This is a genomic window from Sulfurimonas sp., from assembly GCF_028694605.1.
GTDB lineage: Bacteria > Campylobacterota > Campylobacteria > Campylobacterales > Sulfurimonadaceae > Sulfurimonas.
In genome coordinates this window covers 1-25,217 of sequence record NZ_JAQVKP010000014.1, presented here as the reverse complement: position 1 = coordinate 25,217, position 25,217 = coordinate 1, and the positions used below count along the sequence as shown (strand labels likewise).

The 25,217-nt window shown below is 39.2% G+C and carries 32 protein-coding genes; 15 read left to right on the top strand and 17 right to left on the bottom strand.

Features of this window, described 5'->3' with window-relative positions; genetic code table 11:
- Positions 1-59: 59 nt before the first annotated feature.
- From PHY84_RS09255 to PHY84_RS09245, 3 genes are all read left to right on the top strand, one after another.
- Positions 60-578: a Pycsar system effector family protein gene (locus PHY84_RS09255; RefSeq protein ID WP_299859135.1), complete on the top strand. Its 519-nt coding sequence runs from the start codon at positions 60-62 to the stop codon at positions 576-578.
- Positions 578-1,309, top strand: coding sequence for an adenylate/guanylate cyclase domain-containing protein (locus PHY84_RS09250; RefSeq protein WP_299859132.1), 732 nt, complete (start codon positions 578-580; stop codon positions 1,307-1,309). The genes PHY84_RS09255 and PHY84_RS09250 overlap by 1 nt, the downstream gene beginning before the upstream one ends.
- A 422-nt stretch (positions 1,310-1,731) precedes the next feature.
- The gene (locus PHY84_RS09245; RefSeq protein ID WP_299859131.1) at positions 1,732-2,451 is read left to right on the top strand and encodes a class I SAM-dependent methyltransferase; all 720 of its coding nucleotides are present in this window, start codon (positions 1,732-1,734) and stop codon (positions 2,449-2,451) included.
- Positions 2,452-2,663: 212 nt separating this feature from the next.
- Here PHY84_RS09245 and PHY84_RS09240 read toward each other — a convergent pair whose 3' ends face one another.
- The 7 genes from PHY84_RS09240 to glmM all read right to left on the bottom strand — a co-directional run bounded on the left by PHY84_RS09240 (position 2,664) and on the right by glmM (position 9,124).
- Complete coding sequence (locus PHY84_RS09240; protein ID WP_299859129.1) at positions 2,664-3,551, bottom strand: magnesium chelatase domain-containing protein; 888 nt, start codon at positions 3,549-3,551, stop codon at positions 2,664-2,666.
- A gap of 82 nt (positions 3,552-3,633) precedes the next feature.
- The gene (gene def / locus PHY84_RS09235; protein WP_299859127.1) at positions 3,634-4,173 is read right to left on the bottom strand and encodes a peptide deformylase; all 540 of its coding nucleotides are present in this window, start codon (positions 4,171-4,173) and stop codon (positions 3,634-3,636) included.
- Positions 4,174-4,189: 16 nt separating this feature from the next.
- Positions 4,190-5,254: a GGDEF domain-containing protein gene (locus tag PHY84_RS09230; RefSeq protein ID WP_299859125.1), complete on the bottom strand. Its 1,065-nt coding sequence runs from the start codon at positions 5,252-5,254 to the stop codon at positions 4,190-4,192.
- Positions 5,255-5,273: 19 nt separating this feature from the next.
- On the bottom strand, positions 5,274-5,858 hold the full coding sequence (gene clpP, locus PHY84_RS09225) for an ATP-dependent Clp endopeptidase proteolytic subunit ClpP (protein ID WP_299859123.1): 585 nt from the start codon (positions 5,856-5,858) through the stop codon (positions 5,274-5,276).
- A 4-nt stretch (positions 5,859-5,862) separates the two neighbouring features.
- Positions 5,863-7,161 (bottom strand): trigger factor, encoded by a 1,299-nt coding sequence (gene tig, locus PHY84_RS09220; protein ID WP_299859122.1) that lies wholly within the window; start codon positions 7,159-7,161, stop codon positions 5,863-5,865.
- Between the two features lie 165 nt (positions 7,162-7,326).
- Positions 7,327-7,791: a signal peptidase II gene (lspA, locus tag PHY84_RS09215; RefSeq protein ID WP_299859121.1), complete on the bottom strand. Its 465-nt coding sequence runs from the start codon at positions 7,789-7,791 to the stop codon at positions 7,327-7,329.
- Complete coding sequence (gene glmM / locus PHY84_RS09210) at positions 7,784-9,124, bottom strand: phosphoglucosamine mutase (RefSeq protein ID WP_299859119.1); 1,341 nt, start codon at positions 9,122-9,124, stop codon at positions 7,784-7,786. Before glmM ends, lspA begins: the two co-directional genes overlap by 8 nt.
- Positions 9,125-9,270: 146 nt before the next feature.
- Between glmM and rpsT the strand changes: the two genes are divergently transcribed.
- The gene (rpsT, locus tag PHY84_RS09205; RefSeq protein ID WP_299859117.1) at positions 9,271-9,531 is read left to right on the top strand and encodes a 30S ribosomal protein S20; all 261 of its coding nucleotides are present in this window, start codon (positions 9,271-9,273) and stop codon (positions 9,529-9,531) included.
- Positions 9,532-9,543: 12 nt separating this feature from the next.
- Complete coding sequence (gene prfA, locus PHY84_RS09200) at positions 9,544-10,611, top strand: peptide chain release factor 1 (protein ID WP_299859116.1); 1,068 nt, start codon at positions 9,544-9,546, stop codon at positions 10,609-10,611.
- A gap of 17 nt (positions 10,612-10,628) precedes the next feature.
- Here the strand turns inward: prfA and dapF are convergent, their stop codons facing one another.
- Genes dapF through PHY84_RS09185 form a run of 3 tightly spaced genes read right to left on the bottom strand, consistent with a single transcriptional unit; the run spans position 10,629 to position 12,510 of the window.
- Complete coding sequence (gene dapF / locus PHY84_RS09195) at positions 10,629-11,366, bottom strand: diaminopimelate epimerase (protein WP_299859113.1); 738 nt, start codon at positions 11,364-11,366, stop codon at positions 10,629-10,631.
- Complete coding sequence (coaE, locus tag PHY84_RS09190) at positions 11,363-11,965, bottom strand: dephospho-CoA kinase (protein WP_299859111.1); 603 nt, start codon at positions 11,963-11,965, stop codon at positions 11,363-11,365. The genes dapF and coaE overlap by 4 nt, the downstream gene beginning before the upstream one ends.
- Complete coding sequence (locus PHY84_RS09185) at positions 11,965-12,510, bottom strand: spermidine synthase (RefSeq protein ID WP_299859109.1); 546 nt, start codon at positions 12,508-12,510, stop codon at positions 11,965-11,967. Before PHY84_RS09185 ends, coaE begins: the two co-directional genes overlap by 1 nt.
- Positions 12,511-12,642: 132 nt before the next feature.
- Between PHY84_RS09185 and PHY84_RS09180 the strand changes: the two genes are divergently transcribed.
- From PHY84_RS09180 to purM, 3 genes are all read left to right on the top strand, one after another.
- The gene (locus tag PHY84_RS09180; protein ID WP_299859107.1) at positions 12,643-13,971 is read left to right on the top strand and encodes an FAD/NAD(P)-binding oxidoreductase; all 1,329 of its coding nucleotides are present in this window, start codon (positions 12,643-12,645) and stop codon (positions 13,969-13,971) included.
- A gap of 88 nt (positions 13,972-14,059) precedes the next feature.
- Positions 14,060-14,242 (top strand): DUF2892 domain-containing protein, encoded by a 183-nt coding sequence (locus PHY84_RS09175; protein ID WP_299859105.1) that lies wholly within the window; start codon positions 14,060-14,062, stop codon positions 14,240-14,242.
- A 55-nt stretch (positions 14,243-14,297) separates the two neighbouring features.
- Positions 14,298-15,293 carry a phosphoribosylformylglycinamidine cyclo-ligase gene (purM, locus tag PHY84_RS09170; protein WP_299859103.1) on the top strand — a complete coding sequence of 332 codons (996 nt, stop codon included), beginning with the start codon at positions 14,298-14,300 and terminating at the stop codon, positions 15,291-15,293.
- 41 nt (positions 15,294-15,334) lie between these two features.
- Here the strand turns inward: purM and PHY84_RS09165 are convergent, their stop codons facing one another.
- The 4 genes from PHY84_RS09165 to PHY84_RS09150 form a co-directional block, all read right to left on the bottom strand.
- The gene (locus PHY84_RS09165) at positions 15,335-15,919 is read right to left on the bottom strand and encodes a DUF302 domain-containing protein (protein WP_299859101.1); all 585 of its coding nucleotides are present in this window, start codon (positions 15,917-15,919) and stop codon (positions 15,335-15,337) included.
- 237 nt (positions 15,920-16,156) lie between these two features.
- Positions 16,157-17,383, bottom strand: a complete 1,227-nt coding sequence (locus tag PHY84_RS09160) for an outer membrane protein transport protein (RefSeq protein ID WP_299859099.1) — start codon at positions 17,381-17,383, stop codon at positions 16,157-16,159.
- Positions 17,384-17,806: 423 nt separating this feature from the next.
- Complete coding sequence (locus PHY84_RS09155) at positions 17,807-18,403, bottom strand: hypothetical protein (protein WP_299859097.1); 597 nt, start codon at positions 18,401-18,403, stop codon at positions 17,807-17,809.
- Positions 18,400-18,915, bottom strand: a complete 516-nt coding sequence (locus PHY84_RS09150; RefSeq protein ID WP_299859096.1) for a hypothetical protein — start codon at positions 18,913-18,915, stop codon at positions 18,400-18,402. The genes PHY84_RS09155 and PHY84_RS09150 overlap by 4 nt, the downstream gene beginning before the upstream one ends.
- Positions 18,916-19,094: 179 nt before the next feature.
- Here PHY84_RS09150 and PHY84_RS09145 point away from each other — a divergent pair, with 179 nt between their 5' ends.
- Together PHY84_RS09145 and PHY84_RS09140 are read left to right on the top strand one after the other, a co-directional pair.
- The gene (locus PHY84_RS09145) at positions 19,095-19,991 is read left to right on the top strand and encodes a glycosyl transferase (RefSeq protein ID WP_299859095.1); all 897 of its coding nucleotides are present in this window, start codon (positions 19,095-19,097) and stop codon (positions 19,989-19,991) included.
- Positions 19,984-21,201, top strand: a complete 1,218-nt coding sequence (locus PHY84_RS09140) for an MFS transporter (protein ID WP_299859092.1) — start codon at positions 19,984-19,986, stop codon at positions 21,199-21,201. The genes PHY84_RS09145 and PHY84_RS09140 overlap by 8 nt, the downstream gene beginning before the upstream one ends.
- Here the strand turns inward: PHY84_RS09140 and PHY84_RS09135 are convergent.
- Positions 21,198-21,575 (bottom strand): hypothetical protein, encoded by a 378-nt coding sequence (locus tag PHY84_RS09135; RefSeq protein ID WP_299859090.1) that lies wholly within the window; start codon positions 21,573-21,575, stop codon positions 21,198-21,200. The two genes, PHY84_RS09140 and PHY84_RS09135, sit on opposite strands and share 4 nt — an antisense overlap.
- Entirely contained in the window at positions 21,576-22,142 is a 567-nt protein-coding gene (locus PHY84_RS09130) for a bifunctional precorrin-2 dehydrogenase/sirohydrochlorin ferrochelatase (RefSeq protein WP_299859088.1), read from the bottom strand. It lies immediately after the preceding gene.
- A gap of 136 nt (positions 22,143-22,278) precedes the next feature.
- Here PHY84_RS09130 and PHY84_RS09125 point away from each other — a divergent pair, with 136 nt between their 5' ends.
- Genes PHY84_RS09125 through PHY84_RS09105 form a run of 5 tightly spaced genes read left to right on the top strand, consistent with a single transcriptional unit; the run spans position 22,279 to position 24,831 of the window.
- Positions 22,279-23,277, top strand: a complete 999-nt coding sequence (locus tag PHY84_RS09125; protein ID WP_299859086.1) for an Lrp/AsnC family transcriptional regulator — start codon at positions 22,279-22,281, stop codon at positions 23,275-23,277.
- Between the two features lie 9 nt (positions 23,278-23,286).
- Positions 23,287-23,691, top strand: coding sequence for a hypothetical protein (locus PHY84_RS09120; protein WP_299859084.1), 405 nt, complete (start codon positions 23,287-23,289; stop codon positions 23,689-23,691).
- Entirely contained in the window at positions 23,688-23,849 is a 162-nt protein-coding gene (locus tag PHY84_RS09115; protein WP_299859082.1) for a hypothetical protein, read from the top strand. The genes PHY84_RS09120 and PHY84_RS09115 overlap by 4 nt, the downstream gene beginning before the upstream one ends.
- Positions 23,846-24,139, top strand: a complete 294-nt coding sequence (locus PHY84_RS09110; protein ID WP_299859080.1) for a hypothetical protein — start codon at positions 23,846-23,848, stop codon at positions 24,137-24,139. The genes PHY84_RS09115 and PHY84_RS09110 overlap by 4 nt, the downstream gene beginning before the upstream one ends.
- 5 nt (positions 24,140-24,144) lie before the next feature.
- Complete coding sequence (locus tag PHY84_RS09105) at positions 24,145-24,831, top strand: hypothetical protein (protein ID WP_299859078.1); 687 nt, start codon at positions 24,145-24,147, stop codon at positions 24,829-24,831.
- Here PHY84_RS09105 and PHY84_RS09100 read toward each other — a convergent pair.
- Positions 24,828-25,028, bottom strand: a complete 201-nt coding sequence (locus tag PHY84_RS09100) for a hypothetical protein (RefSeq protein WP_299859076.1) — start codon at positions 25,026-25,028, stop codon at positions 24,828-24,830. The genes PHY84_RS09105 and PHY84_RS09100 overlap by 4 nt on opposite strands.
- Between the last annotated feature and the right edge of the window lie 189 nt (positions 25,029-25,217).

Sequence of the window (25,217 nt, the reverse complement as noted above, 5' to 3'; positions counted from 1 at the left end):
GGCTAATCAATTTAAAGTCTTGGTTGAATAAGTAGTTAAGTGTAAAAAGGAATAATAGCTTGGATGAACAATTAAAAAATGTTTTCACAAATATCAATGACTGGCTAAAGTTTGCGGAAACAAAAACGGCAACGCTACTGACCGGGAATGGTCTTTTAATTTTCGGCATTCTTCGTACAATCAAAGGTCAAGAAATCAGTTCAACACAAATGTCTATAATTCACTTTGTACTGCTTATGTTGATTTTATCATTACTTATTTGTTTGATTTCTTTCATACCATCATTAAAATTACCTTGGTTAGTTACTTCAAAAAAACCAACAGAAAGTGACAATCTATTATTTTTTGGAGATGCCGCCAAGTATGATAGTAAGTCTTATTTAGAAAAACTGTTTTCTTCTACAGAAAAGCCAGAAAGATCTTTCACTGCTATTGAAAAATATTATGCAGAACAAATCATTGCTAATTCAATCATTGCACTTAAAAAATTTCGTCTTTTTAGCTTTGCAATATGGTTGACTGTGATTGCAGTTTTAACGTTGATTTTGACGTTTTTACTGACAACTAAAGGACTATGATGAAAAAAGACATTGAAGATAAAGTAAAAGAAATTATAGATACGAACTTCACTGTTGAAGATATTACCTACGTACCAGACTTAGAGGATACGAAATTAACATTTGGAAATAAAGGATTGCGATTTCATTCTACAGTCCTTTACATCGACATGAGAGAATCTACTAAAGTTCTCAATAACCACAACCGTCCAACAGTAGCCAAACTACACATGGCTTATTTTCACATCATTGTAAAAATAGCAAAAAGCTTAGGTGGTGAAGTGAGGAGTTTTAATGGCGATGGTATGCTAGTGTTTTTTCAGGGTACAACAAAAAGCACTTTAAGCAATGCTGTTAAAGCAGCTATGAAGATGAAATATATGATTACTCAAGATGAAATAATTAGAAAAAAATTTGAAAAATATTCACCAATAGATTTTGGAATAGGCTTAGATCATGGGAAAATACTTTGTACAAAAGTTGGTATTAACGGAACAAACAATCGAGATCTAGTCTGGATCGGAAATGTCGTCAATAAGTCAGTAAAAGTTGGCGATAAACTCAGTTCCCCATACCATATAGGCATTTCAAGTTTTGTTTATGACAATTTGACAGATGAAGTAAAGTATCACGTCGAAAAAGATTCTTGGGGTTATGAGCGGAAAGTTGATATGTGGCAGGAAAGTTCGTTTATATACAATGACCAATACCAAAAGTACTATTACACTTCTTATTATTGGTCTGTCGAATGAAACACTTAACAAATTGTCGCACAGAAATCTAAAACCTGCGAGCTGGTTTTAGATTGAAGAACTTAAAACATTATACAAAGGAAATTACATGCCACAAATGATTCATATAGTAGGTTTAGATGAAAGTAAATCATATAAATCAAACAAAGGTACAAAAGTAGAATTTTTCATATTGAATTAAATAAATATCCAGACGAAAGATGGATTAAATTATTTAATGAGGAAAGAGAAAGGCGCAAGCATAATCAAACAATACCGTTTAATATTGAAGGGAAATATGTTGTAATCGAGTGCACAAAAGAAATGTTAGATTCCATGTATTTAAAGGAACTAGAATCTAACATAAACAACATAGCTGTATAAAAAATCAGAGGAAATATTTCAAACATTAGCGTGCTACTCACTCATAGAAAGGAAGTAAAATGAATCGAGAATTAAGTAATCCAGAGCAATATTCAGATCTTTGGAACAAAGAATCAGAATTTCTCGAATCCCACCAAGTTTATAGCCAGCTATCGAAAATGACACCTGCTGGAAAGGCTCTTGAGTTTGGATGCGGTGTCGGGAATGGTACTCACTATTTATCCATTGACCGGGAAGTCTTGTCTTTAGACAACAATTCTCAACTCATCGAAAAAGCTAGAGATCGTGCCAACAAAAATGTAGCGATTTATCAATGTGATTTCTTTGAGCTAACAGAGGCAGACAAGTTGGTCATTGCTAAGTTTAATCCGCAAGTTATTGTCGGTTGGTTTATTGGTGGTTGCGGTATAGATATATTCAAACGCACCAAGGAAGAACCGGATGAAATGACAAAGTCAAAGCTGTATCGTGAAAAAATTGAAGACATAATAGTTTCTCCTATCGTTTGCTTGGCGTCGGTGGAATACATTCACTTAGTGAGTCGGGGTAATCTGGCTGCCGGTTTTTCCGAGGCTGAAATATTTGAACATACAAAAAATGATTATGATACACATGTATTCAAAAGAGTTGGATTTGATGTTATTGAAGTAAAGAATATAAATTGGCCTAGAGAGGGTAGCGAATTCCAATATGGACAAGCACATAATCCAAATTTCGCCGGAGGGCGGACCGTTCCAATAATCACCTCCATTGTGGCAAAAAGAGTGAAGCATCCCTAACACATCGCTATAGGATGAACGAGCTGGCGCCTTCCGATTAGCTTATAACATTATAAACCAAGGAAAGTATAAACAAGTCTCTATACAATTATACGAATATTCAAAGCCATTCAATCAATTTTACAACATTGCCTTATAGCACAACTGCATTTACAGCAGGAAAGTGAATTATTATACTTTTTGTAGCGTATTTTATTAATTTTTAGCGTTTTTTATTGGAAGTGACATCCCCCACCAAAGATACTGGCAGTCGTCGAGGAGTGATGGGGCGCACGAAAGCTTCTTAGCGGTACAAACTGCGGCTCTACTGCCTCAAGCACGTCGAGTTTTGCAATTTCTAAAATTTCGTCACTGCTAAGCGGCGGCAAGATGTAGCGCAACCTCTGCGCAATCATGCTCTTACCGCACCCTGGGCTTCCTTCTAAAAGCAGATTGTGAAACCCTGCCGCACTTATGAGAGCGGCACGCTTTGCCACCTCCTGCCCTTTGACATCTAAAAAATCTTCAGGATAATTTTGTACAAAATAGTACTCTGCGTTATCCACACTTATATTTGGATAATCGATTCTTTTATAGACGGCATTTGGCTGGGCATTTGAGCTGTTTTTGAGAAGTTCTATGGCTTCATCAAGCGTCTTTACTCCATAAAAATCAACATTTGGGATATTTGAGAGCTTTTCCAAACTTTCATAAGGCACAACCGCTTTTTTGATTATTTTTTGATTTGAGAGTGAAAGCATGAGTGCGTAAAGGTGGAGATTTTCTTTTATAGCACCGTCAAGCCCCAGCTCGCCAAAGACAAACCACTCGCTTAAATCATCTTTTAAAGTATCGAGTGCGATGAGAAGTGCGATGCTTAAGTCAAACTGGCTACCCTCTTTTTTGAGGTCACTTGGAGCAAGGTTTATAGTAATGCGTTTTGGGGGAAAGATAAATTCGTTACTTAGCAGTGCAGATTTGACACGCTCTTTTGCTTCATTTATAGATGCACTTGCCATTCCGACTACGCTAAAAGAGGGGAGACCTTTTGTCAGTGTTGATTCAACCTGTACAACTTTTGCTTCAATCCCCTCATAAGTAGCACATAAAACTCTTTTCATAACGGCAACCTTGATTAAGTTGACACAATTTTACTATGAAAATTTTTAAATGTGAAACTATATGACAAAATGTCATATAAAACTACTCTTTAGCGGAAGTTTTAGAGCTTTTTTTCTCTTTTTGCATTTTTTTATACTCTTTTTCAAACTTTTTTCTGCGGGAGTAGGAAAGTTTGTCTATAAAAAGTATGCCGTTGAGATGATCTATCTCATGCTGGATAGCAATACTGAGAAGTCCGTCAGCATCAATACTTTTTGTGTTGCCGTCCCTATCTTGATAGTTGACACTCACCCTCTCAAATCGGTTTACATCCTCATAAAAGCTAGGAACACTCAAGCACCCCTCTTGGTAGGTTGTCTCTCCCAAACTCTCTATGATAACAGGATTAATCATTTCAATAAGAGCATCTCTTGACTGCGCATCATTTTCATCGGGAATGTTAAGCAATAAAATCTGTTTTGCATGTCCGACTTGAATAGCAGCCAAACCTATGCCGTTGGAGCTTATCATAGACTCATACATCGCATCAAGAAGCTTATGAAGCTCAGTGTCAAATTTCTCAACAACTCTTGATTTCTCTTTTAATCTTTTATCTGGGTATTCTACTATTGTCAATTTCATCTTTGTTTTAAATGGTTTAATGGTTTCTAAGCATTACTGCATAGTCTAGGTTAGGGTTTTCGTACGCTTTTTCCATCCCGTCCATAGTGCTTACTACTATCTCCTCAACTGAGTGATTTTCAGTAATATCAGTAATACCGATAGAAATTTTAAGCACAATCTCACGGTCTGCCAAGAAAAAAGTGCTGTTTGAGACAAGCTCGCAAAGTCTCTCACTTGCTTTTTTGGCGCTCTCTATATTTGTATGTTTCAAAAGCATCATAAAAACACCATTTCCATAGTGTGCTACGATATCACTTCTTCTGGAGGTTTTTAAAAGAAGCCTTGCAACTGTTTTTGTCATAAGCATAATAGCCTTCTCGTTGGAAACGCTTGACTTAAGGTCACGGGCAAGCTCAATCATGATAAGTGAACTTTTATGCTTAAACTTGCGTATCAGCTCTATCTCTTGCCCCACTTTTGTCATCAAATAACGCTTATTGTAAACACCAAACTGGTTATCAAAAATAGTCTCATTTTCAACACTTCTAATTATTTTCGCCGTATCATCATAGATTGTTTTGATACTTCCGCTCTGCTTTTGAAGAATATCATTGAGCTTAGAGATGTCAGAACCTAAAGAAGCCGCAATGCTCTTCGCCTCTTGAGAGGTGGTATTTGCTTCAAGCTCTTGCTTTCTTTTTTCTAGTATCTTGCCCATCAGGCTCATATTTTTGTAAAGATTTGCAGTTACATTGAGAATATTTTTAATGGAATAAAACCCCTGTTTCAGGCTTTGCTCAAGTATAATAGAGTTTTCTGCGTCATTATCCTCTTCAAGCTCTAAAACAGAGGCAATCTGCTTGCGGGCATTCTGGCTTTTTTCATCTAAAAGTCTATCGAAATAGAGAGAGAAGTTATTTGGAGTTGGAGGCAAACCATCTTTAATTAGATGGTTTAACACTTCTTTTGCATACATTTCAAGTTCACCCTCAGGCTCTACAACCACTCTATCGCTCACCACAACCCTCTCGGCAGCAGTGTCGCTAGATTTTGTAGTTGCGGCATCACGACGCATTCTGCTTCTTAGAACTCCCGACATGTGAACGCTCCTCTTTGCTTTACTCTTTTTTCAAAAGAACTTCATCAATCATACCATACTCTTTTGATTCGGCAGCACTCATAAAGTTGTCTCTATCCGTATCTTTTTCTACAGTTTGGATATCTTGTCCGGTGTTCTTTGCCAAAATGGCATTTAGCTCTTCTTTCATACGCAAAATCTCTTTGGCTTGAATGGCTATATCAGTTGCTTGTCCTTGTGCACCACCCAAAGGCTGATGAATCATTATCCTTGCATGTGGAAGCGCATATCTCTTGCCTTTTGTTCCGCTAGAGAGCAAAAACGCCCCCATGGATGCCGCTTGACCGACACAAATCGTTACAACATCCGGACGGATATAGTTCATTGTGTCGTAGATAGCCATTCCGGCAGTTACAACTCCCCCGGGAGAGTTTATGTAGAAGTAGATATCTTTTTCAGGATCCTCAGCTTCCAAAAAAAGCATCTGCGCTACGATAGATGAGGCAACTGCATCGTTAACCTCTCCGCTTAGCATAATGATTCTATCTTTTAAAAGACGAGAATAGATATCGTAAGAACGCTCACCGCGCGCTGTTTTTTCAACTACATAAGGGATGTAACTCATCTGCTTACGCCTCTATTTTTGAGTTTAAAATCTGAGTAAGAACTTTGTCTTCTACCATTGACATCTGGATTGCAGGGAGATATCCCGCATTTTTATAGTTGTCATACGCAACCCTCGGGTCTTGTCCCATCTGCATTGCTTCGTAGTAAATCGTCTGCATCACTTCATTCTCATCTACTCTTACCTTCTCAGCCGTTGCAAGTGCGTCAATGATAAATGTAGCTCTTACACTTCTTTGTGCATCATCACGGAATGTTTCACGAAGCTCTTGAAGTTTATCGGCATTTTCACGAAGTTCTTGAATCTCCTCTTCGCTCATCATGCTTGCTTTTCTGTTAAGCGCAACATCAATCTCTTGTTCAACAACAAATTCAGGAAGATCAAACTGCATCTTAGCAACAAACGTCTCTAAAAGTGTAGGTTTTAACTCGTCATTATAGAGTTTTGAAAGCGCCTCATACTCAAGCTGCTTTTTTACCTGTGATTTTAAATTTTCTAAACTTTTATCATCTTGACCTGCAAGCATTTTTGTAGCAAAAGCGTCATCAATCTCTACTTTTGCTTTTTCTTGGATATTGTGAAGTTTTACTTTGAACTCGGCATCTTTTCCTGCGAGTTTCTCTGAACCATAGCTCTCAGGGAATTTTACTTTTACAACTTTTTCTTCACCGATATTCATGCCAACGACTTGTTCTTCAAATCCTGGGATAAACTGACCGGAACCAAGGACCAAAGCAAACTCTTTTGCAGCGCCGCCTTCAAAAAGCTCGCCATCGATTGAACCTTCAAAGTCGATAATCGCACTGTCACCGTTTTGTGCCGCTCTTTGCTCTTTAAGATCTACAAATTTGCCTTGTGCATCGGCAATTTTTTCAAGTCTCTTTTCAACATCTTCATCACTGATAACAGGTTTTTGGAATTCCGGCACCATCTCTTTATAGTTTTCAAGGTTAATCTCCGGTCTTGTAGCGATTGTTACGCTCACTTCAATCTTGTCGGTGTCTTTGTTGAATTTTGTAATATTTGGCTCACCGATAAGCGCATTCATAGCGATTTTCAGCTCATCAAGACCTCTGTTTAAAACTTCACGCAAAGCCTCAGATTCAGCATCCTGAATCAAACGCTCACCATACTGTTTTTTGATTACATTTGCAGGAACTTTACCTTTACGGAAACCTTGAACAGAAGCAGTTTTTGTTAACTTCTTAGCAATCTTTTCAACATTCTCATCTATCATACTTTTTGGAATTTCAGCTTCAATTTGAGCATTTGCACTATTGATTTTATTTGTTTTGATTTTCATCAATTTCCCTCTTGTTGTTGTTTTTGGCAATATTACCTTAAATCTGCTTTTATCTATCTGATGTTACACACTAAAACGAACTCGTCCGTTCTAGTGGCAGGGACTAAAGTTCCTACAACCCCCTAAAGCTAAGAAAAACTATGTTTTTCGAGAACTACAAGGTGCTCAGTTTATATCCTTAGAGCAAAACTTTGGTTTGAAGTTAAGCAGCAATATCCAAGCAACAGCCACATCTATCATCACATCCGCAAAGTTAAACACCGCAAAATCAAACCCGCAATGCCAGTACACCATATCGACAACACCGCCATGAACAAACCTGTCATAGATATTTGAAAAAGCTCCGCCAAGCATAAGTCCTGCGGGAATCGCATAGCATACTTCATTGAGATAGATAATGTATCCAAGCACACCTAAAACCAAAACAAGCTGTATATATTTAAGCCACTCATCCAAAAAGGCAAACATTGAAAATGCTACCCCTTTGTTGTAAACGAGTATCAAATCTATACACTCCGTGTAGTAACGAAAACCATCTACAAAGAGTGATTTGATATTTTGGTCAATGATAAAAATACCCGCAAGCGACAAAAAAAGCAGTGTTAAGAGTTTTATGGTTTTGTTATGCATTGAGAGCTTTTTGGAAAAATTCTATTATCTCATCCATGTGGGCATTCATCTTTTTAGCATCTTTGCACTCCAGCAAAACTCTTAGTTTGTTTTCCGTGCCGGAGTAACGCACAAGATGATGTACCCCGTTTTTCTCAAGTTCTGCCAGCTTTGCACCAAGCCCTTCAATCTCATCAAGAGGTTTTTTTGTTTTTACTTTTATATTGACAAGTTTTTGCGGGTAAAGCGCAAAAGGACGAAGTGCTTTAGAAGCTTTTTGTCCTGTTTTGATAAGAAGCGCAAGCACCTGAAGAGCACTTACCAAACCATCGCCCGTTTTTGCAAAATCACTTATGATGACATGTCCGCTCTGCTCACCGCCAAAGTTGATATTTTCTTGCTTCATAAGCTCCAAAACGTTTTTATCTCCGACATCTGAACGCCAAAGCTTTAACCCTTTTTCTGCCATAAAATCATCAAGTGCTTTGTTGCTCATAACCGTTGAAACAATGCCGCCGCCTTTGAGCAGACTATTTGCATGCATAAACGCCCCAAGAGCTCCAAGCAGTTGGTCACCATCTACGACCACTCCTTTTTCATCTACTATCACAACCCTATCGGCATCACCGTCAAGTGCGATACCCAAATCCGCTCTATATTTTATGACACTATCACACACATCTTTTGTATGCAGCGCACCGCAGCCGTCATTGATATTAAAACCATCAGGTTTGTTGTGAAGGACGATTACCTCTGCACCAAGCTCTTCCAAAACCGTTGGTCCGACGATATATCCTGCTCCGTTTGCCGCATCAAGAACAATGCGCATATCTTTAAGGGAGAGGTCTCTAGGAAATGAGTTTTTAAGCTGCACGATGTAGCGACCGATAACGTCATCGATTCTTTTGGCTTTTCCGATATCTTTTCCTTTTGTCTGAGCTTCTAAAATCATCTCATCGTCATAGTAGATTTTCTCTATCTCCTCTTCTACACTGTGAGGGAGTTTGTCCCCGCTCGCATCAAAAAATTTGATACCGTTGTCTTCATAAGAGTTATGTGATGCACTAATCATAATCCCCGCATCACAACGCATATTTTCCGTCAAAAAAGCGATAGCAGGCGTAGGCATCGGACCGATCTGCACTACATCATAGCCAATGGCGGTAAGACCGCCTACTATAGCATTTTCTATCATATAGCCGCTTCTGCGTGTATCTTTGCCGACTAAAATCTTATTTGTCTTAGCGTGTGCTTTAAAGTAGATTCCAGCAGCCATTGCCACACGCATCGCAAGCTGTGCACTCAAAAATGTGCCAGCCTCTCCCCTTACACCATCTGTTCCAAATAATTTCATACTATTTTCCAAAGTTTAAAGTGCAGTATTTTAACACATTCTATGAAATAATCTCCAAATCATTATAATCTAGCTTGTCTTTAACTTAATTTTAATTATTTTTAAGCTATCATTCCGCACTAAATTTTTATGAGAAGGACTCATGTATGGCAAATCACAAGTCATCAGTTAAGAGAATTCGTCAAACTATCGTTCGTGCAGAGCGCAATCGTTTTTACAGAACTCGTCTTAAAAACATCGTAAAAGATGTTCGTGCTGCTGTTGAAGCGGGAAGTAAAGAGGAAGCTGCAACTGCAATGGGCGTAGCAAACAAACAAATCCAAAAATTTGTAAGCAAAGGTATCTTGAAAAAAGAGACTGCCGCAAGAAAAATCAGTCGTCTTCACAGAGCTGTAAACGCACTATAAGGTTAACTATTTATGTTAGCCGATAAACTTACCCCGTTTATCAATCGTTATAATGAACTTGGCGAAATGCTGAGTTCACCTGACCTCCTATCCGATATCAAAAGAATGACATCACTCTCAAAAGAGAGATCCTCGCTAGAAAACATCGTTGAAAAAGCGCAAGAATACAAATCCGTAATTGCTCAAATCAGCGATACAAAAGAGATGCTCGGAGACCCAGAAATGGCAGAAATGGCAAAAGAAGAACTCAAAGAGCTTGAAGCCAGAATTCCGCTTCTTGAAGATGAGATTAAAATTCTTCTTCTTCCAAAAGATCCAAACGATGACAGAAACATTATCGTGGAGCTTCGTGCCGGAGCAGGTGGAGATGAAGCAGCTATTTTTGTAGGAAATCTTTTTGAAGCTTATGTCCGTTATGCAGATTTAAGAGGATGGAAAGTTGAGATTATGAGCAGCTCTCCATCAGATGCCGGCGGCTACAAAGAGATGATTGCGCTTATCAGAGGTGAGCAGGTTTATAGCAGATTGAAGTATGAAGGCGGAACTCATCGTGTTCAGCGTGTCCCTGCAACAGAGTCTCAAGGACGCGTCCACACCTCGGCAATTACTGTTGCAGTTATGCCCGAAGTTGAGGATGTCGAAGTTCAAATCAATGAGAATGATCTCAAAATTGACGTTATGCGCTCTAGCGGTTGCGGCGGTCAAAGCGTCAACACGACAGACTCGGCAGTACGTATCACGCATCTTCCGACCGGTCTTGTTGTAACAAACCAAGATCAAAAGTCACAACACAAAAACAAAGAAAAAGCGATGAAAGTTCTCAAAGCAAGACTTTATGATTTGGAGATGCAAGAAGCAATCGCAAAAGACAGTGCGAACCGTGCGGCACAAGTTGGTACGGGTGATCGAAGCGGAAGGATTAGAACTTACAACTATCCACAAAACCGCATAAGCGATCATCGCATAGGTTTAACACTTTACAGACTGGCTGAAATTATGCAAGGTGGGCTTATGGATGAGATTATAGAGCCGCTCATCGCAGACCACCAATCTAAAATAGTTGAGGCGGCGGGGCTTTAAAACCCCAAAGCTGTTTTTTAAACTTCAGCTACAAAGACTTTTTTTACTCTTCCCTTAAAAGTAATCGTTCTCTCGTTTACTCCGAGATAGAGCGTTTCGCCGCTTGTCGGATAAACTTCTATATTGTTTTTTACTTTTTTTTCCGTGTAAGCTCTATAAAAACATGCCGCCATGCCTGTGCCGCATGCCAAAGTTTCGTTTTCTACGCCACGCTCGTAGGTTCTTACTCTTAAGTTCTCTCCATCGACAAAAGCGATATTGACATTGGCATTATATTTGTAACGCAATGCTCTTGCCTCTTGGATATCAAACTCGCCTATGTTGTCCGTGAAATGCACCAAATGTGGTACACCCGTATCAAGCAGCCACCATGACTTGCCGTTTTCGACTATCTCTTGGTTTATTATCTTTGGCGGTGTGAGTTCGCTTTGTACCATGTCTGCATCCACAAAAGCCCCTATCACACCAGCACCTGTTAAAAACTTCATCTCGCTTGACGCCAACTCGTTATCAAACGCATAATGCGCGCATGCCCTTGAGCCATTGCCGCACATATTTGCTTCACTGCCATCAGAGTTGTAAAACTGCCACTCAAAGTCATACTCTTTATGCGGCAGCAAGACGATAAGTCCATCCGCTCCAACTCCATTTTGTCTATGGCAAAGTAATTTTGCAAGCTCACTTCTCTCTTTTTTGACAAAAGTATGAAAAATGACAAAATCGTTTCCGTTTGCGCTATATTTTACTACTCTCATTTTTTCTCCGGATATTTTGCTTTTATTTTTGAGACAAACGCTTCACACTCACGCTGGAGATGTTTCAAGTCTCCTGAATTGTATATCACCCACGTTGCTCTTTTTCTCTTCTCTTCTATATCCATCTGAGACTCTATGCGTCTAAGCGACTCCTCTTTAGAGTAGCCGTTTCGCTTCATAAATCTCTCAAGCTGAAGCTCTTTTGGCACATAAACAACAACGCTCTCTTTGATGTCGTATCCGCCGTTTTCAAAAAAAAGCGGGATATCTATGAGATATGGAAATTTAAAACTGTCTTGTTTTATACTTCTTTGCTCTATCTCTGCTCTTATCTTAGGATGCAAAAAATCCTCTAACTTTTTTTTTGCCTCTTTATCTGAGAAGATAAGTGTTCCTAGCTTTGTACGATTTACTTTTGTCCCATCGACAAACGCTTCACCGAAATTTTCTCGCACCCATACAGATGAGGCATCAAGTATCTCATGTGAGATGGTATCTGCATCGATTATCCGCATACCGTTGAGCGTAAGCAAAGAGGCGACGGTACTTTTTCCGGTAGCGATTCCGCCTGTCAGAGCTATGGCGTAGTCGTAAGCCATCAGTTTTTGATAACTCCCAAGTACTCTTTGCGTATGTAGTTCCCCATCGCAAAAGCTGCCGGATGGATATCGCAATTGTAGTAGCTCAAACCATCGAGCATATCGGCTCTTTGAAGATTGATATCTGCTGTCGGATGGTACTCTTTTGAAGCAAGAAGCGCCGTTTTGGCATCGCCAAGGTTGTAAGGCATAATTATTTTAAAATATTTTCCAAGGTTAGCCATCAAACTTTTGTTAGCCGCAACATCATCCAAAGATGGATGCAGAGTTGCAAGCTGACCATCTTTTTTCAAAACACGATTTATTTGTGCGCACAGGAGTGCATCAAGAGGCATCTCAGAGATAACCACATCAAAAGCGGCATCTTCCAAAGAGCTTATCGCATCCATTGAGCATCCGATAACAGATAAATTTGCCTGTGCATGTCTGGCAACTTCTGTCTTTAGGCGTGCGGCATCGTCACTCACAATCAAAATATCTTTCGCCTCTTTGGAAGTACACATCGGTACATGAACCATCATCTCTGCATAAATAAAATCTCTCATTTTTTATAATTCCTAATTCCTAAGTAGTTTTTCGGATTTTAGCATATTTAAGAAAACACCTTTTTTAAATAAGCTATAGGTAAGTCTAAAAATGATAATATTATTACAATTTCAAATGTAAAGGGATTTTAAATGGCTCTATCAAGAAGAGATGTTCTCGCACTCTCAGGCTTAGCGGTTGCATCTTCGGCGCTGGATGCAAGCACACATACAAAAAGCCAAAAAAACAACGCATCAACAGACTACAAAGCGCCGCTACCCGATACCAAAAATCCACGTGTGGTCGTTGTAGGCGGTGGATGGTCCGGTCTCTCTGTTGCAAAATATACCAAAGCGTTTGCTCCAAATGCAGATGTGATTTTGGTAGAGCAGAGACATGAATTTATCTCATGTCCGGTAAGCAATCTCTGGCTGGTTGACAAGGTAAAATTGGAGTATTTGACACACGACTATCTCCAAGCGGCAAGAAAAAACAAATATACCTATTTTCATGCTACAGCCGTTGATTTGGATAAAGAGAAGCAGATACTCAAAACAAGCAACGGAAACATTCATTATGACTATCTTGTTTTTGCACCGGGAATCGACTATGACTACTCCCGCTGGACAAAAGATATCACTTTTGAAAACCGCCTCAGACAAGAGTATCCTGCCGGATTTATCCCGGGATCTGAACATATGACCATAAAAAGCAAAGTGACAAACTTCAAAGGCGGTAACTTTATACTTACCGTTCCTGCCGGAAACTACAGATGTCTTCCTGCTCCTTATGAGAGAGCCTGTGTCATAGCGGACTACTTTAAGCAGAAAAAACTTAAAGCAAAAGTTATTTTGCTAGATGCCAATAATGCCATTACCATCAAAGAGCAGGGTTTTCAAACAGCCTTTAAAGAGCTTTATGCCGATTATATCGAGTATGTTCCAAACGGAGTTATCACAAAAATCGATTTGGACAAAAAAGTTGTTTCCACTGAATTTGAGGAGTATCCTTTTGAAGATGCGGCATTTTACCCTCAAGTAAGAGGTGCAAAAATCATAGAGCGTGTGGGACTTGCAAAAGATGCGAAAAATATGCTTGAAGCAAACATCAACGAACTCACCTATGAAGCCATAGGCGCAAAAAATGTCTATATTACGGGCGATTCACGCCCAATGGGTTTTTCAAAATCCGGAAACACTTCCAACACGGAAGGCAAGTATGTCGCATCGCTCATCGCACAAAAAATTAACAAAACACCAAAAATCAAATGGGAATCACCTGTAACAAGTTGTTTTTCTGCTATCTCGATAGAACCTGAAAAAGCTATCTATATCTATACGGAGTATGCGTACGATAAAAATAACGTATTTAGTTTTGCAAATACAATAAGCTCTGAAGAGTGGGCAAAAGACGGCATCGTAAATGCCAAATCCATCTATGACTGGGCAGATGCACTCTACTTTGATATGTTTAATGCATAAAAGCAGAGTAGCTCGTTTGTGTTTTTTTGATATAATTGCATTATAATTTGAATTATTTTAAATTATATATTAATAGAATGGATTTTCAATGAATTATGACAAAATTAGAAAAAATTGTAGAGTTATTCGCATCATCGTCGGTTTGGCACTTATTGTTACGGGTGTTGTTACCGGCAATGCTTGGTTTTATCTAGGCGTTATCCCTCTTATCGCGGGGATTGTAAATTTCTGCCCGCTCTGCATCATTACCAAAAAGTGTTCTGTCAATTAGTTAACTCTAAACTCCCATAAGGTATAATCTCATACTTTAAAATGGGAGCCATTACATGAGCCAAATAAGCTACAAAGATGCAGGTGTTGACATAGATGCCGGCAATAGTTTCGTAGAAAATATCAAACCTTTAGTCAAAGCAACAAAAATTCCGGGAGTGATTGGCGGTATCGGCTCTTTTGCGGGGGCATTTGAGATTCCAAAAGGCTTTAGAGAGCCTGTAATGCTTGCTGCAACAGACGGAGTCGGTACAAAACTCAAGCTTGCAATTGATTCTGGTATCCACAACACGGTAGGCATCGACCTAGTAGCGATGTGCGTTAACGATCTTCTTTGTAACTTTGGCACCCCCTCTTTCTTTTTGGACTACTACGCAACAGGCAAACTTGACGTAAAAGCTGCAACAAACGTACTCGCCGGCATCTCTGAGGGATGTATCCAAGCAGAGTGTGCACTCATAGGCGGAGAGACTGCCGAGATGCCGGGGATGTATGCGCATGATGACTACGACCTTGCAGGTTTTGCGGTCGGTATAGCCGAAAAAAGCGAAATGGACAGAGTTTCCATGGTAAAAGCCGGAGACAAGCTTATCGCACTTCCGAGTTCAGGACTTCACTCAAACGGTTTTTCACTTGCAAGAAAAGTTCTTTTTGAAAAAATGGGAATGAAGTTTGAAGATGAGTTTAACGGTAAACCTCTTATAGAAACACTTTTAACGCCTACACGCATCTATGTAAAAATGTTTAAAGAACTCAAAGAACAGATTGTCGCACTTGCACACATTACGGGCGGCGGAATCGTCGAAAATCTTCCTCGTGTTCTGCCTGAAAACTTAAGAGCAGAGATAGCCGGAGACGCCATAAAAGTACTTCCTATCTTTGAGCTTATTGCGCAGCATGTCCAAAAAGAAGAGATGTTCAGAGCTTTCAACATGGGTGTCGGCATGATACTTGTAGTAAGAGAAAAGGATGTTGCAACGGTTTTAGCAAAAACTGACGGCTATCTTATAGGAGAGATTAAAGAGGGGAAAAGAGAGGCGGTTATACTCTAACGCCTCTCTTTAGGGGAGAGCTCACGCAAAGGTGTGAGATTTTACTCTCCGGCTGCTGCAAGTCTTGGAATCTCTTCCATCGCTTTTTTTACGTTAAGCATATCTTCAAAAAGGCTTGGATCTATTGGTTTTTTGTCTGTTCCGCCGTAAAGTGCGAGTGTCATATCCATAGTGACAAGATATCTTCTTCCATCGCCATACTCAACCAAAACAACACGACACGGCATAAATCCGCCATAGTAACGAGAGTGGTTAAACATCTTTTTGGCAATATTCAAAGCACAGAACTCAGCGATTCTTGCATGTACCACTTCATCCGGTTTGCCGTCTTGTTTTCTAAACATATTTTTCTCACCGACAAAAAGCATATTGTACTCTGATGCAAGAGTTTTCATGGAGTCAAAAAGTTCTTCTTCGTCTAACCCTTTCTTTACCTCAAACTCTAACATCATTGATTGCGCAGGATCGCCGGTCTCAGAGAGCTTTGACATCATTGCCAAATAAGCATCCTGTGTCTGTGAGTTAAAGTCAAACATATACACTTTACCCAACTTCATAGCACCGCAACCACTCATCGTAAATGCGGCCAAAACAGCAATTACAACTGAAGTAATCATTTTTTTCATCTTTTTTTCCTTTAATTTAAATTTTGTGATATTTTTATCACAAAGACCATCTGAGAATTGTACCACGTAAAACTGTGATTTTTCTGAAATAACTTGCCTACTTTAAAATAATGTGATTTTATTATCACATTAAATTTTGAAACTAAAACCCCGCATTAAAAGAGAACAAATTGCGAAGTAATTTGAGATTAAAAAAGCGTAGTATCGCCACAAAAAAGCGATACTATGCATAGAGGTTTAGAATGCGTAGTTTAGTTGAACGCTGTAGCTTTGCTCTGAGTGTTTAGTTTCAATATTTTGGCTCAAGAAATTTGTCATAGTCTCTTTATTTTCTAAACCAAATACTGCTGCCAAGTCTAACGACAATGTCTCATTAAATACATATGTTCCACCAAGGGTTATATGTGATTCTTGGGTTCCTGGAAAACCTAACATATTAAATGTATTTGTCAGGTTTGGTAAAATAGCATCTAAAGCCAAATTTTTACCAGTATTATCTTGCACCGCAGATTTTGCATATTGATAACCCGCACGAACAGCCCACTTATCAGTTGCATACTCATAACCTACAGCAATAACATTTTGATCTTCCCATCCAAAATCTTTATATGTTTCAGCATCTTCCCATAAAATCATCTTATAATCAAGTGCTATTGTATGTTCTTTCATTTTATAGCTTATACCAACACCCATCTCTGCAGGAGTAGATATTTTGTTGTTATCATACCCTGAGCCACCAATCATTGGGTTAATTGCATTACTCAGCACATCTTTAATATTACTCTCAACTTCAGATTTATAAACAGCCCCTAGAGTAATACCTTGTGTTTCGTATGCCAATCCTAGGTTATATCCAACGCTTACATCATCTGCAACGCCTGCACCAACATTATTAAACGAATCCATAGGATTTTTATAATTAATATCTAATGCTGTATATTGAACAATCGGAGTTATACCTACTGAAAATTTATTTGCAGTATATACTAATGGGATACCAAATTGCATATTTTGTAACGATGTAACCATTCCCATCATACCACCTACACTATCATCACGATAGTCAACACCTAAGCCACCGGTTCCCCACATACCAACACCCCAGTAGAAGTTATCACTGACTTTATTTGCAACTGACACGGAAGGAATAACAAAGAAATCCGCATCACTTTCCATAGATGTGCTAAAATCACCTCCAGGACCCATATTCATACCATTAGTAGTTTCAACATTTGGCATAAACAAAGTTCCGCCAAAAGAGATTTCATGATCAGATTTGATTGTTGTTATTAAAGCAGGGTTTGATAACGCAGACTCCGCTCCGTGACCAACACCGATTCCTGCTCCACCCATACCGCGAGTCTTTGCTCCCATGCCTATCATTGCTGAACCGTTTGTTGCAAATGCAGATGTTGCACCCAGAGCCAATGCAGCTACCACTGCCAATTTGATTGTTCTTTTCATTTTCTCTCCTATGAGTTTGTTTTAGATGAAACCATTATAGGTGTGCAATTTTTAACTCAATCTTAAACAAAAAGTAAACAAATATAATTAAAACTTAAAAAAAGAGAAGAAAAAAGTGAACTATATAATTTTAATTTATAACTCTAATTATAGAATGAGATAAAAATATCACATTTTTATATTAATATAACTTTTTTATATAATTAAATCTCTTTTTTCAAATAGCACCCCTATCAATAAGCCTACTCAACAAAGTGTGATAAAATTATCATATTGTGTAAAATCGTAACATTAAAAATACTTAAAATAATCTTTTGACATAAATATTTCTTATAAAAATGAGTATTATAAAGAGAAGTAAGAGAAAATTGTTTGCGAAAAAAGAAGAAAACGAAGATAAAAAGAGAGTATATAGCCTCTCTTCTAGTGAAACAAAATCCTCTCATGCAAGATTTTAAAACCGTCTTTACTGTAAATTTTGGCATTTTTTGTACCAAAAATCATGTACCCGGACCCATCTTCAAGAAGTTTGCATGATGGATTCGTAGCTTTTTGCTCTGTTTCTTTGTTTGTCTTTGGTGCAGTTGCAACAAGCTGTTTTTGTTCTTGTAGGTCAACCTTGCCTTGGCTTAACCCTCCAAAAAGATGCCCATCGCTCTCATCTAAAAATGCTTTTGCGCCTTTTGCCTCTATGGTATCACTTATCTTTCGCTTCTCTATCTCTTCTTTAACGGCAGCAGCATCTTTGGCTTCGAAAACCTCTTGTGTCATACTTAGATAACCATTATGCAGCTCTTTGCCCACAATAGAAAGATTCCCTTGGCTTAATCCGCCAAAGTGGCGCACCAATAAACACTCGCTAGGAACAAGATAGGCTCTTGAATCGCTTATAATTATCTCTTTTTTGTATTTTAGAAGAAGATTATCAACGGTTTTGCTATCAGTTTCATTGGAAATATGTATAAGTTCCGCAGCACCCAAAAAAGCAGCGATTGACACTAGACTAAGCATTATCTTCATTTGAACACATCCTTATCGCTAAGCCAAAGTATCCATGAGTACTTTTTTATATTGCTATTGTCAAAAAGCGCATCATCTTTTATATGGTAATACTCATAAACAACAGAAATTTTGCCATCCTTAGCAGCATTGACGTAAGGCTCAGGGATGATAATCTTATACGAAGATACACCTGGGCCAAACCCACGTTCATCTATATCATCTAGTGTTAGTACTCCATAAAGCTCTTTTTGAGCGGAAGGGACTTTTATACGCACATGCTTTGCGCCAAAACCAAGTGCATGTTGGTACCCTTTGATAAGCTTCTCGCCACCGATATTAAGCGAATGGTAGTGTGCTTTGCTTTGAAATGGTGCTTTAAACTCGCCTTGAAGCCTAAAACTGCCATCAACGGCAGCTATTACAACGTCACTCTCTTGAATAACACCTTGTGAGATATTTTTTGTGTAAGTAGTCGTGGCACATCCGCTTAAAAAGAGAAGCGCACCTAGAAGAAGGAAAGCATATTTCATATATAACCCTATGTAAAAATTGACGTATTATATCTTTAAATGCTTTTGTGTTCCTAGCTAGAACTTGTACCTGTGATGAAAACTACATTCGACATCAAAAATCCCTTTATTATCTCATATTAAGCAAATGATTATATCATACCGCCCAATAAAAAAAATTGTAAAAACAGAGAGAAATAATGGATTTTTTTAAGTATATTCATGCGGTAGGGACGGGCGAAAAAGGCAATCGTGATTTGACTTTGCAAGAGGCAAAGGATATGATGGAGCAGGTTTTAAAGCAGGAAGTTTATCCTGAACAGGTAGCTGCATTTTTGCTTGGATGGAGGCTTAAGCCTGAGACGGCGGATGAGTTTAGAGGTGTTGTGGAGGCGTGTGACGGGTTTATCAAAAAAACGCCTATCGCAAACTCGCTGGAGCTTGGATACCCGTTTGACGGCAAAGTAAACAACCCTTTTATGTTCCCGCTTATAGCAAAAGTGCTTAAGGATGCGGATTTGGAGCTTGTGGTGGTGGGAGATGACCTGACACCTGCAAAAGCGGGAATTACGCTCAAAGAGGTTGCAACGCATATAGAACTCTCCCGCAATGCCCACTATTTTGACAGAGCAGATTTTTTTAAAGAGATGCATGACCTAACTCCGCTTCGTATGCGCCTTGGGCTTAGGACCGGACTCAATACGATTGAGAAACTCACCCATGTTGCTTCAAGCGAGTTTGCTATTACGGGTGTATTTCACAAGCCTTTTGTCAAAAAATATGTTGAGGTTTTTTCTCATAGATATAAGCAGTTTGGGCTTATTCAAGGAAATGAGGGAACGCCTGAACTCTTTAGCAAGGGGCGTTTGTGGATTGTCAATGGGGATGATGTTGAGGAGTTTATAATTGACCCTGCATATTACGGCATAAACTACACAAAATCTTGGGAGAAGATAACTTTGGAAGAGTCGCTTGAGCAGACGAACAATCCTACGGATGAATTTTTAAAACTCGCACGACTAAATGCCGCCGTTTATCTTTTTGTATCGCAAAAAGCTAAAACAATAGAAGAAGCTTACGAAAAACTAAATGGATAAATTCTCCAGCCATATAAAAAATATCCTGCACGGTTTCTTTTTGGCGATAGGAACGACTATCGCAGAGCCATCAACCATCTTGCCTCTCATCGTCAACTATTTTGGCGGCAGTTCTATGCTTGTGGGTTTTTTTGCGGCACTTTTAAGAGGCGGAGCGGTTGTTGTGCAGCTTTTTGCAGCTTTTCATGCACAGAGCTACAAACGGATGATGCCATATCTTCGCAGAATATTTTTTATCCGATTTTTTTCATGGTTTCTTATCGGTGTTGCGATTCTCCTCTTTGGCGAAAACTATCCAAACCTAACTCTCGCTTCCATAGGTCTTGGGCTGTTTCTGTTCTCATTTAGTGCGGGATTTGCGGCTATTTACTTTAGAGAGATTATGGCAAAGATATTTTCACATAAGTTTCGCGGCAAAACAATGGCGTACAGACAGTTTTTTAGTGCGGTTGGCGGACTTGTCAGCGGCGCACTTGCGGCTTGGATTTTGGAGTCATTTAGCGCACCTCAAAGTTACGGCTACCTTTTTATAATCAGCTCTTTTATCATGGCTTTGGGGTACATAGCGTTTGCTTTGGTGGATGAGCCTGAGAAAGAGGAGGTCTCAAAAAGGGAGAGTTCCTTTAGAAAGTTTTTGCAAAACTCGCTTGCAATACTCAAAGCAGACAAAAATTTTCAGACGCAGGTAACCACTTTTCTCTTAGCGTACGGCTATCTTATCGCTCTTCCTTTTATCATACTCGATGCGCAGCAAAAGATAAATCTTGACGGCGTTGCGATAGGCTCACTCATCACAACACAGATGGTCGGAGCGATGCTTAGTAACTTTTTATGGGGAAATTTAAGCGGAAACGGGCGCAATGTCGCCGTGGCAAAAGTGGCAATTTTGGTTCAAATAATTGCTGTTTCGCTTGCTTTTGCGGCATCTTCGCTCTATGTCTATATGCTCATCTTTTTTTTAGTAGGTGCTTCCATGGACGGAAACCGCATCGCTTCAAGCAACCTTGTACTAAAACTTGCTCCGGCAGACAAAAGACCCATCTATATAGCTCTTCAGATGAATATAGTCTCTTTGGGGATGTTTTTTTCCATCATCGGCGGTATTGTTTTGCACTATGCAAACTATACGCTGCTCTACTCGCTTTCGCTTGGAGTGCTTTTGGCGGCGTTTTTTTTATCGTTTAAGCTGACAGAGGGGTCGGGAGATTAAATCCCAAAAAAGTTTTTAAGAAACTCTCTCTCTTTTTGGTTCTCAATAAGAACTTTTCCGACAAGTTCGCCTTTTTCGTTTGTAATCAAGACCTCGTTGCCTTCAACCCTGAGAAACTCTCTGCCCCATAGTTTTTCCAGTTCGTCAAGTCTGTGGTACAAATCACTTGCGTTTGGCTTCTCTTTTTTATCATAGCGTTTATCAACGATAGTTAGCCCGCCGATTCTCTTTTCTACAAGATAAGGGCTGTAGGCTTTGATTTCTATGTATATACGATCCTCTTTTGGTTCAGGCATTGCTCTTTGCATTGAGAGCGTTCCAAGAATCAAAAAGGCTGTGAAAAAGGCGAAAATCAGGGCTTTTTTTACATTCATCTAGTTACTCCATTTTTGTATATAATTTTTTGCTTTCTCTTCAAGCATTTTCATTCTCTCTTTGCCCTTTGGCAGGCTTTCTCTAAGGTTTTTCATCTCTTTTAAAAAAGTTCCTATATCGTGCGGAATGAGTTTTTCAAGATACTGTTTTAGCTGCTTTGCCACCGCAGGGGATGCACCGGAAGTGGAGATGGCAATGGTTAAATCATCTTTTTTGATGATAGAGCCAAAGATAAAATCGCAATACTCGGCAGCATCGACACAGTTGCAAAGGCAATTATACCCTCTTGACTCTTTAAATATCTCTGCTTGAAGCCCAATGTTATCAACTGCCACGACGACGATATCAAAACCTTGAATATCCCCTTTCTTATATCCCCTTTTTTTTAAATAGAGATTGTTTGCTTCTACGAGATATTCTGTTTCATCCGATAAAACGGGAGCTATAACAGAGATATTTGTAGTAAAATCTAACAGATGGCGCAGTTTTGAAGAGGCTACCAAACCGCCACCGACAAGAAGAATTTTTCTGTTTTGAAGTTGTAAAAAAGCAGGGAAATAGCTCAAAATACCTCATCTTTGTCTTTTGTTATACCCGATATAATACCATACTTTTTTAAAATCCCTTGTTGATGGACATCAACTAAGATTAATTGAAATGAAGCTACAATCAAAAAAATAAAAAATTGGACGAGAATTATAGATGAAAGACGAGATATTATCGCGTATTCAGAAGAAATTTCCTTTGGTTGCAAGACCGTTTGAGGTAATTGCCGACGAACTAGGTGTAAGTGAAGATGAAGTTCTTGCTATTTTACAAGAGCAAAAGAGAGCCAATGTTATCCGCCAAACATCAGCAATTTTTGATACAAAGAGATTAGGCTATATCTCCTCTTTGGTTGCGTTTAAAATAGCGCCGGAAAAAATCAGCGATGCTGTAAAGATTATCAACTCGCATCCTGGGATTTCGCACAACTACGAGAGAAACCATGATTTTAATATCTGGTTTACGCTTGCGGTTGCCCCAAACTCTAAGTTTGGTCTTCAAAAGACAGTCGAGCTGCTTGCCAAACTAACACAGGCGGATGACTTTATCATTCTGCCGACACTCAAACTCTTTAAAATCAATGTCAAACTCAACACAACCGGCAAAGATGAGAAGAAAGAGGAAGTAAAGCGTGTGCAGCATAAAGAGATAGAACTTACTCCTCTGCACCACTCCATTATCCGTTATGCGCAAAACGATATCGAATTTGTGCATGAGCCTTTTAAAAAGATAGTTGATGCCATAGGTATAGATTATGATACCTTTTTTAGCGCACTTGATGAGCTTCAAGAGGCGGGCGTTATGAGAAGATTTGCTTCCATTCTTAACCACAGAAAAGCAGGATTTAGCGCAAATGCGATGGTTGTTTGGGATGTGGATGAGCAAAACGGAGAAATGATAGGCGAGAAGGCGGCCGCATTTAGTGCGGTTTCTCACTGCTACCTTCGCCCAAAATATCCAAACTGGCCTTATAACCTCTTTACTATGGTACATGGAAAGAGCGAAGAAGAGACAAACAGTATAATAGAAGAGATGGCAGCTGAGATCGATGCAAAAAGCCATATGCCGCTTTATAGCTCACGAGAGTTTAAAAAGGTGCGCATAGAGTACTTCACTCCCGAGTTTGAGGCTTGGGAAGAGAAATATAGCAACTAAAGGGAAAAGATGCAGCTTTTTTTTGAATTAGAGATAGTTTATATCGTTATAGGGTTATTTATCTTGGGAATTACGGCTTTTGTTACGACAAGAGATTTTATGCCAAAGAGTGCATTTAAAAAAGGGATGATTGCAGTGGGCGGCGTTGTCTCTTTGATGGTTGTGTTTCACTATACCATTACCGTAAAAAGAATGAATGGCGTTGAAGAGCTTTTTAGTGCCGGAGAGACCATTATCTGTGAAAACAAGATGAGAAGAACCATCTCAAAATCTGTGCTTCTTTCTCAAAGTATGGGGTGGAGGCTTGAAGATCACCTCTTTAAGCATGATGATTATGAGAGAGATTTTCACACCGCAAGATGCGTTGACTGGAAGGGAAGCGAAGTCTATCAGGAAGAGAACAAAACTAAATGAGAGAGAAACTGAGACGCTATGGGATGGCGATATTTTTTCTTTTTCTAGTGACGTTTTTAATGCTTCTGGGAACACTTGGGGTGAAGAGCTTGGGAGATAAAATGTTTGAGGGAACGGGAGTTGAGATGAAACCAAGAGGAGAAAATTTAGCACGATGAGTTTAATAACTATTCTTTTAATAGGTGCGATTTTAAGTGTCGCATTTCATTTTTTGGGTGTATATACGGGAGCAAAAAAAATCGTTTGGATTATGCTTGTCATTGTTTGGGCGGCAAGTTTTGGGTTGGCTGTAAGTGAGATAAAACCTAAAGGCTATGCAGAGATAGAGAAGATGAAGGGCAAATTTGCCGAAACTGACAAACTTATAGAAGAGGCTATGCCAGAAGTCACTATTTATGAGATGGTTGTCATTAAAAAAAGTTACAACGAAAATAAGCCAAAGCAATAGATTTTATGAAAAAAGTGGGCATATTTGGGTGCGGCTGGCTTGGAAAACCACTTGCCCTTGAGCTTCAAAAAGAGTTTGAGGTGGAGTGTTTTTCAAGAGAAACAACAGGAGATGACGCTCCGTTTTGGCGGAGTGATACGCTCATCATCGCCATGCACACAAAAGACAACTACCTCGCAACGCTTCAAAAAATAGCCGCACTTACAAAACCTGACGCAAATATCATACTCATGAGTTCTACCTCTGTCTATAAAGAGTTTGAAGGCGATGTAGATGAGAGTGCGGTTATAACACAACCCTCACTTATAAAAGAGGCTGAGGAGTTGTTGCTTAGGGCTAGAGAGAGGGTGCTTGTCTTAAGGCTTGGCGGTTTGATGGGTGAGGATAGGGTTGCAGGACGCTGGAAGAGTGCGACAAAGTTTCAAGACGGGTATGTAAATTACATACACAGAGATGATGTGGTTGCGATAATCAAGCGGATGTTGGAGTGTGGCATAACGCAAGGGGTTTACAATCTTGTAGCGCCCCTGCATCCCTCACGCCTTGAAATCCATCAAAAAAACTCTCGCAAGTTTGGCGTGGATGTCGGCGAGTTTGAGGGTTTTACAAAGCGCAGAGTGATGTCGCATAAGCTAAGCAAGGAGCTTGGATATAGTTTTAAATATCCAAATCCGTTGGAGTTTTGGGACTAATTGCTTCTGGCTAGTGCCGCAAAGTCTATCTCCTCTTTTGGCTCTTTGGATTCTTTGATTTTTTTGTCCTCTTCAAAGCTTCCCGTGCTAAAGATGTATTCGCTCTTTTGCAGTATGCACCCTTTTATCCCCGGAAGGCATGATTTTTTTAAAAGTTTGCAGTAGCCTTTGTGGTCATGTTGGCATGTCCAACCCATCATAAGCTCCTCTTCTTGAATTTTGCGTATTATGCTACAATTTTTTTAAATAGATAATTAGGTGAGCCACTTGCAAATTCAATCCCCACCAAGTAGCTAATTTTTCATTGTAGCTATTTTTTACTTTAAAAAAATCATTCTCATTTTGCTTTCGCGTTGTTTTGCTCTAATTAACTCAATTTTCTTAAA